Raw genomic sequence first — 1,746 nt, forward strand, 5'->3', positions numbered from 1 at the left:
AGCCGCCCCGAGCCTGCGCAACGCGTACCGGTCAGCGACACAGCGGATGGCGTCGTCGCGCCGCTCTTTGGCGTCGCCTATCTGCAGCCCGATCCCGACGCGCCGCCCTTCGTCACGGTGGGCCAGGCGATCACCGCCGGCACGACATTGTGCGTCATCGAAGCGATGAAGATGTTTCACGAGGTTCGCGCCGATCGGGACGGCGCCGTGGCCGCAATTCTCGTCTCCACCGGGCAGGAGGTCGAGGCCGGGCAAGAACTGATGCGGATCAGGTAGGCACATGTTCGGCTCGGTCCTCATAGCCAACCGAGGCGAGATTGCGCTGCGCATCCAGCGCGCTTGTCGGCGGCTCGGGCTGCGCACCATCGTCGTCCACTCGGAGGCCGATCGCGAAGCGCCGTACGTGCATCATGCCGATGAGGCCATCTGCATTGGGCCGGCCGCGGCGGCGCAGAGCTATCTCAACCAGATGGCGCTGCTGTTCGCCGCCGAGGTCAGCGGAGCCGAGGCGATCCATCCCGGCTACGGGTTCCTGTCCGAGAACCCTGGTTTCGCCGAGCAGGTCGAAGCCGCCGGCCTGACCTTCATCGGCCCGACCGCCGCGGTAATGCGCGTCATGGGCGACAAGGTTGCTGCCAAGCGGGCGATGCGGGCCGCCGGCGTTCCCTGCGTACCCGGTCCGGATGCGGCGCTCGGCGACGACCTCGATCTCACGCGCTCAATCGCGCGGCAGATCGGCTACCCCGTGATCCTGAAAGCGGCGGGCGGCGGCGGCGGCCGCGGCATGCGGATGGTGGAGAGCGAGACTGGCCTCACTGATGCGATCGCCGTGACGCGGGAGGAGGCGCGGCGCGGCTTCGCCAACAGCGAGATCTACATCGAGAAATTCCTGCACCGGCCGCGACATGTCGAGATCCAGGTGATTGCGGATACCCATGGCAATGCCGTCTGGCTGGGCAGCCGCGATTGCTCGCTGCAGCGACGACACCAGAAGGTGCTGGAGGAGGCGCCGGCACCGGGACTGGACCGGGACGTGCTGGCGCAGATCGGCGAGCGCTGCGCCGAAGCCTGCCGGCAGCTCGGATACCGCGGCGTCGGCACGTTCGAGTTCCTCGTCGAGGATGGCGCGTTCTACTTCATCGAGATGAATACGCGCCTGCAGGTCGAGCACCCCGTCACCGAGATGACCGCAGGAATCGACATCGTCGAGGCGCAGATTCGCGTTGCTCAGGGCGAGGCGCTGCCGTTCGCGCAGGGCGACATCGCTTGCCACGGTCATGCCTTCGAATGCCGGATCAACGCCGAAGATCCCGATACGTTCGTGCCGTCCCCCGGCGTGATCACCGCCTGGGAGCTCCCCGGCGGCCCCGGCGTGCGCATCGATAGCCACGCCAGCAGCGGATATCGCGTGCCGCCATATTACGACTCGCTGATCGGCAAGCTCGTCGTGCACGGCACGACGCGCGACGAGGCGCTGGACCGGCTGCGCATCGCCCTCGACGAAATGCGCGTGGAGGGGATCGCGACCAACCTGCCGCTGCACCGGCGCCTCGTCAGGGATGCCGCGTTCATCCGTGGCGGCGTCAGCATTCACCATCTCGAGCAGCAATTGCGCTGGAGCGGCGAGGCATGACGACGAACCTGCCGCAACTCAGCCTGCTGGGGACGACCGCGCTGCTGTTCGAAGCGCCGGGCGAGACCACGCTGACGACGCAGCGCCGCATCTGGGCACTGGCGCTGGAGGCC

2 protein-coding genes are annotated in these 1,746 nt (G+C 68.0%); both read left to right on the forward strand.

What is annotated here, in order from left to right; genetic code table 11:
- The coding region (locus MOV75_RS36855; protein WP_247007845.1) for a biotin/lipoyl-containing protein at window positions 1–276 on the forward strand (276 nt) is incomplete at its 5' end.
- 4 nt (window positions 277–280) lie between these two features.
- On the forward strand, window positions 281–1,633 hold the full coding sequence (gene accC / locus MOV75_RS36860) for an acetyl-CoA carboxylase biotin carboxylase subunit (RefSeq protein ID WP_247007846.1): 1,353 nt from the start codon (window positions 281–283) through the stop codon (window positions 1,631–1,633).
- The last annotated feature ends 113 nt before the right edge of the window (window positions 1,634–1,746 follow it).

This window comes from Bradyrhizobium sp. PRIMUS42 (genome assembly GCF_023006515.1).
Lineage (GTDB): Bacteria > Pseudomonadota > Alphaproteobacteria > Rhizobiales > Xanthobacteraceae > Bradyrhizobium.

Excerpts from the sequence above, each read along its gene's own strand:
- accC (WP_247007846.1), top strand. The coding sequence starts at position 281 with ATGTTCGGCTCGGTCCTCATAGCCAACCGAGGCGAGATTGCGCTGCGC.